Source organism: Algoriphagus sp., assembly GCF_024642405.1.
Classification (GTDB): Bacteria; Bacteroidota; Bacteroidia; order Cytophagales; family Cyclobacteriaceae; genus Algoriphagus.
In genome coordinates this window covers 1-9,332 of record NZ_JAHEBC010000150.1, presented here as the reverse complement: position 1 = coordinate 9,332, position 9,332 = coordinate 1, and the positions used below count along the sequence as shown (strand labels likewise).

2 protein-coding genes are annotated in these 9,332 nt (G+C 36.6%); both read left to right on the top strand.

What is annotated here, in order from left to right; all coding sequences use genetic code 11:
• Positions 1-761: 761 nt before the first annotated feature.
• The gene (locus Q0L68_RS12080; protein WP_296703415.1) at positions 762-6,926 is read left to right on the top strand and encodes a S8 family serine peptidase; all 6,165 of its coding nucleotides are present in this window, start codon (positions 762-764) and stop codon (positions 6,924-6,926) included.
• 370 nt (positions 6,927-7,296) lie between these two features.
• Positions 7,297-9,332 (top strand): tetratricopeptide repeat protein (locus tag Q0L68_RS12075; protein WP_296703412.1); only part of this gene is annotated, 2,036 nt, incomplete at its 3' end.

The window sequence follows — 9,332 nt, the reverse complement described above, 5'->3', positions numbered from 1 at the left end:
AACGGGACTGGGATTATCGCTATCTTATGATATTGTAAAAGCGCATGGAGGGGAGTTAAAGGTGAATTCAGAAGAAGGGTTGTTTTCAGAGTTTGTAATTATTTTACCTCTCTAAAATTCACGTAAAGCTTATTTGGCTTATTTTCCTTTTGATCAATAAATAAAGCTCCGAATCCATTATACTAGTGGTCTTATTGGAAAGAGAAGGCTTAAGTAATTATTCTATTTTTTAGAAACCAGGAAGTTTTATCATTTCGAATCTTTGAATTTGATTCTAAGAAAAATCAATTGCACAATTCAATTTCATTAAAAATTTTCAAGGAAATCAATTGCCCACAATCAAGGGTTCAAACAAAACTTTAATTCAAGCCTATTGAAAAAATACCAGCTATAAATTATTTTCCAAAATCAGCCTTATGATTATTATTTAGGCATTTTCATCTTGTTCAGGCTTATAAAAAGCAATAAAAAATTTATTTTTTCATTAATGTTATATTTCAAAAATCATTAAATAAAATCCAAATAATATAATTTTTTAAAGGATTAGTCTTGTAAAAAAAATCTTTGAATTTTTCTTTTTTTCAAAAAGGGTAATTTTTCCTTTTCTCAACAAAAAACACTATTTTAAAATGTATTTTGCACTAGCAATTTTGTTTTTTTTATAATAAAAAATGATAATGTAACCATATCCAAACTGGTCATAGATTTTATCCGAATCGATTTTACACTTAATATTTTATCTCTCTAAACATAAAAATTTTATGCATAAACTATTCACATTTGGCAAGGGTCTAGTGATAGTATTTCTACTTGCAATTAATTTTTCGAATGCCCAATCAATTAAACTTGAGCAAGGTCAGAATGGCGGGATGAATAAAGGTCCCGTAAACCCAGTTAATTGGGCTACAGGAAATTCAAATTCCAGTAATAGCCATTTTTTTGAAGGACAATCCATTCCTTACCGTTTGACTATTTCTAAATTAAAGGCAGGCACTCATACAGTAGAGATTGAATGGGACACTAGCAAAGAAGAAAAGAATGCAATCGATTTTATCACAAATTTTGATAGAATCTGTGAAGAAGTAATACCAAGTTCTGGAAATCCAAGTTTTGGAGTAATACCTACTCCCAATGGAACTCCCCAACCTTTAGACAGTTTTAATCAACTTTCTGAAGAAGAAAGGAAAATTGCGATTTATGGGGGAACTTTTGGAGAGATAAAATATGTCCTTCAGGAAAGTAATTTGCTTTCAAGTACAATAACAAGGCTCAGTATTTCTTTTTTGGTTTCTGGGGAAAATGGTGCAAATAATTCTGTTGTAATAGCATGGGGGGGACATATTGCAAAGGCACAAGATTGGGGTGAGGGCAATTCAGCTTCCAGTATTAATGGATCTCCATACCATACCCGGGTTGTTTCACTGAATGGAAAATCTGTTGGAAGCCAAAGCAGTTCCGTACAGGCCGCTTCGGAGGTAATTGACTTTGATACTGAATGCAGTATTGAAGGAGACCTTGAAGTTTGTGTAGGCTCAACAGCAACCTACACAGTTAAGGAGGGAGCATCTTCCTATGTATGGTCAATTGAAGGGAATGGAGAAATTTTATCAGGGCAAGGAACCAACACTGTTTTAGTGAATTGGCTAAGTTCTGGAAACATATCTGTTGAAATAGAAAATATAGGCGCTTGTTTCCCAACTCAATGCAATCTTGATGTAACTCTAAATTCCCCGCCGACTTTATCCGTTGTTGATGCCGTACTCTGCAGCATAGAAAATGGTGGAAATACAGCTTTTGCTAACTTAAATAATTATGTTTCTGTAGATTTTGGAGAAATTACTTTTAAACAAAACGGTCTGGAGATTGAGAACCCTGAGTCTGTTTTGGTTACGGATGGGGATGAGATAGAGGTTTCTACAATTGGTAATTGTGGCAGCACTGAAACCTTTACAGTGACTGTAAATGACCGTCAGATCTTTGGCATCTGTTCACAAGGAAAAGTCTATGAAATTATAGGTTCTGAATTAAGTGCCTTGAATGAAATTTTTAGACAGGGTCAAGTCGTAGAAAGCAATGAAGTCTTTTATATAGATGGAGATGAAGTTCTTATCGAAGTAATCTACATAAAAAACAAATTTAATGAAGCTAAAGCTATTCTCGAAAATTTAGGGTTCGTCACTCCCACCGAAAATGAGTTAAAACAAGATTCGAATTCTTTGATCATCGCTGGATTTTTCCCAATCGATAATCTATTGGAATTGAATCAATATTATGAGATAATTAATTATGTACGCCCTGCTATCCCCCCTGTCCCAAATAAAGGGGTAACTACCACTCAGGGGGATCGAGTCATGCGATCGAACCTTGTAAGAGCAGGTTATTCTCATTTTGAAGGGGATCAACCTATTGACGGAACCGGAATCAAAATTGGAATACTTTCTGACAGCTATGCCACTCGTTCAGATGCGGGTGTAAACACGTTGGCGACAGATATTTCCAATGGTGATTTACCTGCCAGCACATATTTTTTGAGAGACTTACCAAGTCGATTTGGAACTGGTACAGATGAAGGTCGTGCAATGATGCAAATTGTTCATGATATAGCCCCGGGTGCAGAACTAGGCTTCAGAACGGGAGTGCTTACAGCAGGAGATTTTGCACAAGGGATAAGAGATCTTGGAGCGGCAGGTAGTGATATTCTTGTGGATGATATTGCGTATATGACTGAGCCTATCTTTAGGGACGGAAAAGTAGCAAAGGCAGTCAATGAAGTTACTGCAAATGGGGTCTCTTATTTTACTTCAGCGGGAAATTTTGGAACAAAGTCTTTTGAGGGAGTATTTACACCTGTTATCGATCCCGAAATTGATTTACCTCTGAATCTTGGGACTTGGACCGAGCAAGGCCGAGTGCATCAATTTAGTAATGGAAACACCACTCAATCTATCAAAGTATTCCCTGGAGAAAATGGCCCAGCGGTTTATATGATTGCACTCCAATGGGAGGATCCACTTTATTCAATAGATCAAATAGGCAGCTTATATGACCTTGATATCTATCTCAAAGACTTTGGAGTTCCTCTTTTTGGCTTTAATCGAGATAATACGGATGGCGACCCAATTGAAATAATTTCTTTTACGGTTACAGAGGAAACCACTGTTGAATTATTAATTGCAAGAGAATGTGAGAGTTGTACTGATTTAGATTCTAACACTGGAATCAAGTTTAAGTATGTTGTTTTCAGAGGTGAATTAGATCCAAATGATCAGAATGGAATAAATGCTTCTACTATTGTTGGGCAAGCAAATGCGGAAGGAGCAATGACCGTTGGAGCTGTTCTTTACGCCAATACTTCAGTATTTGGATTTGACCCTGAACTAGTACCAAGCGGAACCGAACCTTTTACTGTAGCTACCTTCTCTTCCAGAGGTGGAACAACTACCAATGGTGAGATACGAAACAAACCAGATTTTACCGCACCAAATGGAGTCAACACAACCGTAAACTTTGGCGCTCCCAATTTGGAGAATGATGATTTTCCAAACTTCTATGGTACCTCAGCAGCTGCCCCTCATGCCGCAGCTATTGCAGCTTTGGTGAAACAAGCCCGAGTTAAGTATTATCCTGAAAGCAATCCTGCTGATTGGATCGGAGGAATTGGTGAAAGTTTGCCGGATGATATTCGAAGAGTCCTTAAATCTACTGCTCAAGATATGCATGAAGCAGGAGATGATTTCAAATCGGGTTCCGGACTTGTCAGAGCGGATAAGGCGTTGTTATCCCTCGCCGCTCCCAATCCTGATAACATAGAATTAGTATATGGTGAAGAGATTACACCTGGAGAAGTCGAGTTTCAGTTGATTATAAGGGGAACTAATCTATATGAAGGTTCAAATGTTTATTTAAGAGAGGAACAATTAAATGCAATCTATGGGATTGATGATCAAGGATTTGGTTATCTGGAAGTTACAATCCCCGAATTCGAGGGAAACCCTGGAGTCACCGTTGTGAATAATGCAATTTCAGACAGCGGACTAGATGGTGGAACAGCCGGTCCAGAATACTTCTTTGATATCGTCAAAAGAACTATCGCAATCAGAGCGGATGATCTGACTAAGAAATATGCGCAGGTATTAAAGCCTTTTACAGCTAGTGTCTATGAATTGGTTGAAGGAAATTGGGTAAAGAGTGAATTAACTTTAGAAGAAGTTGGTCTTACCTTGAATCTGGAAAATCAAGACAACAATTTATTGCCTCTCTCATTATCCAGTCCAATCACTGGGGATTTGGCAGAAGTTGGAACTTATGTTATCACTGCTTCCCATTCTCAAACAGGATTTACTTTCTCCGATTTTTTCAATTATGTTGGAGAGATTCAGGAAGATGGAAGTCTACTTTATGATGGAACAAATGATGATTTCGGCAACTATGGTCCAGGTATCGTAAAGGTAGAATCTTTACCCATTACGCTTAAACCAGTGGATCTGAATTTAAAGTATGGAGAGTCAATAAGCGATGCTTTAGGATATGAAGTTATTATAGCAGATGACCTGATTGAATCTGACGGAGAGATAAAAATAACTGATGTCCAAGGATTAAAGAATAGTATTATCAGCCAATATGTGCTTGATCTTGGATTGGCCAAAAAGCCAGATGATAACAGCCTTCCATTGGGAATTTTTAATGGTAGGCCAATTATCAACAAGGAGAGCTTTATCAATAAAAGCTTTATGGTGAGTGGGCGAACCATCATCAATGGAAGAACTATTATTAACGGGCGAACCATTATTAATGGAAGACCGATTATAAATTCTGCGTTTGATGTTTCAGCCGACTCTTATTTGGATTACCTCGATAATCCTGAAGATCAAGAGTTAAAAGAAGTAAGCATCAATGGAAGGCCAATAATCAACGCACGAACCATCATCAATGGACGAACCATTGTAAATGGTAGAACAATTATTAACGGGCGAACGATCATCAATGCTAGGACGATAGTTAATGGAAGAACTATCATTAACTCAAGGACAATTATCAATAGTACCGGGGGTTCAGAGAACGAATCGGAAGACAATAGCCTGGTCATTTTTGGAGAAAAAGATTTAGAATTAGCAGAAGAGGGTGAAAATTCGGAAATAGGAAAATACTATGACTTCGGGGAAGAAATTGGTGAGGATGATAATGATTTTAATCTTGAATTCTTCTCAATTACTCTGGTGACAGGAACGGATGTCGGACAACACATAATTATTCCGGGAACCTACGAATCAAGAAACATGATCACATCTTATCTTCCTGCGGATCTAACAATTACTCCTGCTACCCTTACAGCAACTACAGCTGCTTCACCTAACCAAATCGAATACGGTGACACAACACCTGAGTTTGCTACTGAATTTGAGGGATTTGAAGTGAGTACCAGTTTCCTTGATCCAGAAGGGAATGAGGTGGTGCTCGATGATAATGAAGAATCCGTTGTAGAATCTGTCTCTTATTCATTATTGAAAAATGAGTTGGTATTTTCAACAGAAGGATTGATCGAAGCAGGCAATTATGAATTGAATCCGATCATCAGTTTAATTGAGCCTTCCAACTATACCATAGGAACTATTAACAAAGGTCTATTAACGGTAGAAAAAGCAACACCAACAGTATCTGTAACCGGTGGTAAGTTTGAATATAACGGACAACCTTTTGAAGCAACTGCCTTTGCCTATGGAATAGGTGGAATTGAAGATTTACTTGACCAAAACCTAATTATAATTGAATATTCGGGAACTGGTGAAACAAGCTATGGACCAACAACTTCTGCCCCCGTATTCCCTGGTACATACCAGGTACGTGCTAATTTTATAGGTAATGAAAACTACGATCCGGCAATTTCTGAATATGATCCGCTGTTGATTGTAGGTTGTGTAAATGAAGCTCCAGAAGTAGAGGAATTTGAAACAGCAATGGGAGCCGGAAATACCAGTAATCCTGCCACCATTAAAAAACCTGACAATACCCAAATCGGAGATCTTTTGATTGTAGGATTAATGTTTGAAAAAGGTCAAGCTCCTTCAGTTACACCACTTGATAAAGGTTGGGTTCTTATTCAGCGTGTCAGTCAGCTAAACCAAGTTTCTATGGCTACTTATTATAAAGTAGTAAAAGATTCTAATGAGCCAGACACTTATGGGTTCCGAATCAATCAGGCCCCTAAATGGACTATGGGAATAACAAAAGTAAGTGGAGCAGACGTCAATCATCCTGATGGGCCTATCGTTGCATTTAGTGGAGCTTCAGGATCCCAGAATTTAGTTGCAACAGCACCTTCACTGACAACTATTGATTGTAATACCATGGTGATGCTTTTCTACACCAATAAGAAAAATGCAACTTGGATGCCTCCAGCAGGTACAATCGAAGTTTATGATGACCCAAATAATCAGCAAGGATTAACTTCTAATATGATGTCCTATTATATTCAAAGTGAAGCTGGAAAAACTGGGGATTTAAGCGCCACTGCTTCCTTGAGCGAACACTGGGTTGCTCAGGCCATAGCAATAAGACCGCTTGTGGCAGAATGGGAAACTAATGCAAGGAAAAAACCAATATCAAGTGAATCCATCAACGAATTGTCTATTTCAGATAAAAATTCTTCTCTTGAGAAAGAAGAAACACAAGGTGAACTAAAAGCATATCCTAATCCAGTAAGCAACAGATTGAATATCAGTCTCAAGGGTCTTGTGGAAGAGGAGCCAAATGACTATTCATTGGTAATATTTGACGCAATGGGAAGGATCCATCAATTACCTAGAATTTGGCATGCAGACGAAAGCCGTCTCGAATTGGACTTCTCGCAAATGCATATTGGTTTTTATATGATCAATATCAATACAGTAAATGGAATAAAATCGATCCATGTAATCAAAGATCCCTAAAAAAGGGAACCCCTATTGAAAGAGAAAAAGAATGGAATTAACTTCCATTCTTTTTCATTTATAGATTTAATAAAATTTAAGTATCTCAAATTCTATCTTTCAAATTGTATACAATAACCTCTGAAGCTTTGAATCCAGTAAGTAGAATAAATATGAGGGTTGACAACTGATGTAATAATTAAATAAATTATTCTCATTAAGAGTTTCAGATCAAGGTCCGGAATTATATGTTCTTGATCTTAAAGAAAGGACAAGTTTGTTTTTTTGGCTAATTATTTGGAATTTCTGAATGCAAGAAGAAGTAAGTTTAAAATTACCAATCTTTACAATTTAAAGTGAAAAGCATTTTCATAGGAACAGAGACTGATATATGACGATTTTTAAATATTTACTAGTTATACTTTTATTTTCTTTCCCATTTTTTAATAAAAGTTTCGCCCAAAACACCCGGGCAGATAGTTTGCTAAAATCTATCGATAATCTAAATGACGATAGTGTAAAAGTTTCTAACTATTTGGAGTTGGGAATGGAATTTCTTCTTAGTTCAGATCTAAATAATTCTATTTTCTATTTAGATGAAGCAATTCGATTAGGAGAAAAAATAAACTATAATAACGGCTTGGCGAATGCATATAAGACCAAGGGAATTGCCTACGACCAACAAGGAAATTTTCAAGAATCAATTTTAGCCTTTCAAGAAGCATTAAGAATTTTCCGGGAAATTGGGGATAAAACTGGTGAAGCTAACATCCTTAGTAATCTTGGATCCATATACTATAAGTTAGGGTTTACCACGAAAGCATTAGAACTGCATTTTGAATCTCTGAAGCTTTCGGAAGAAGTTGATAACAAATTAAGGATAGCCACCTCTCTTAATAATATCGGAACTGTATATTCTAAGAACAAAAAAACGATCAATGAATCTCTGTCTTTTTTCAAGAGATCTTTGGAAGAATTTGAGGGAATAGATTATGAATTGGGAATAGCCATTGCAGCAATGAATATAGGCGAAGTATATTTTTTAGAATCGAACTATGATTCAGCTACCTATTTCCATCAAATGGCTTTGCAACTTTGTGATGGAACTATTGATGCAACTTTCCCGCTAACCCAATTAGGAGAAATTAATTCCTCGTTAGGGAATTTTGATAAAGCTTATGATTTTCATAGACGGGCATTAGAAATATCTGAGGATTTAGATGCCAAATATGAAACAACTCAAAGCCTTATTGGCTTAGCAAAAACCCAAAGAAAACAAGGGAATTTAAATGGAGCTCTCAGTAGTTTAGAAAAAGCCAAATCATTTGCAACCGAGATAGATGTCAAAAATGAATTAGTGGATGTGTATCAAAATTTGGCAGAGACACATGCTTTAACGGGAAATTATAAGGAGGCTTATGAAAATGAAATCAAAGCAAAATCAATCAAAGAGATAATTGCTCAAACGAGTACCTTACAAATGAACCAGCAGCTTCAATTCGAATTTGAGCTAAACAAAAAAGAGGCTGAAATAGAGTTACTTCAAAAAGACACTGAATTAAAAAACGCAGCAGTATTTAACCAAAGAATTATCATTTTTGCTTCATTAGCTGTGTTGATCATGTTTATTATAATCAGCATTTACCTTTATAGAAATAACCTAAGCAAACAGAAAGCAAATCGTTTACTTCAAATACAAAAAGAAGAGATCAAAACTCAGCGGGAAAATGTGGAATCAGCTTATGATAAATTAAAATCCACGCAAGCCCAGCTTATCCAATCTGAAAAGATGGCCTCACTTGGTGAACTTACTGCTGGTATCGCTCATGAAATTCTAAACCCTCTGAATTTTGTTAACAACTTTTCTGAAGTCAGTACTGAATTGGTCGATGAGATGAATCAAGAACTGGAGAAAGGGGATATTCAGGAAGCAAAAGCCATTGGAGGCGATTTAAAAGAAAACCTTTCTAAAATCACTTCTCATGGGAAACGTGCTGATTCCATAGTAAAAGGAATGCTAGAGCATAGCAGGAGCAGTAAAGGCGAAAAAATACCTACAGACCTTAACGTATTGGCAGATGAATTTGTAAGACTTTCTTATCATGGTCTTCGTGCAAAGGACAAAATCTTTAACACCAAATTTAAATTAGAACTGGACCCTGAATTACCAAAGGCAAATGTAGTAGCATCAGATATAGGAAGGGTAATTCTCAATCTTGTAAATAATGCATTTTATGCAGTTGGTGAGAAAGCAAAATCTGAAACAGAGAATTACCAACCAGAGGTCATTGTGAGTACAAGAAAGACCAAAAAGGGAGTTGAGCTATCAGTAAAGGACAACGGAGATGGAATTCCAGATTCTATCATAGAAAAGATTTTCCAGCCCTTCTTTACCACAAAGCCAACTGGATCGGGAACTGGATTAGG

Excerpts from the sequence above, each read along its gene's own strand:
- Q0L68_RS12080 (WP_296703415.1), top strand. The coding sequence starts at position 762 with ATGCATAAACTATTCACATTTGGCAAGGGTCTAGTGATAGTATTTCTA.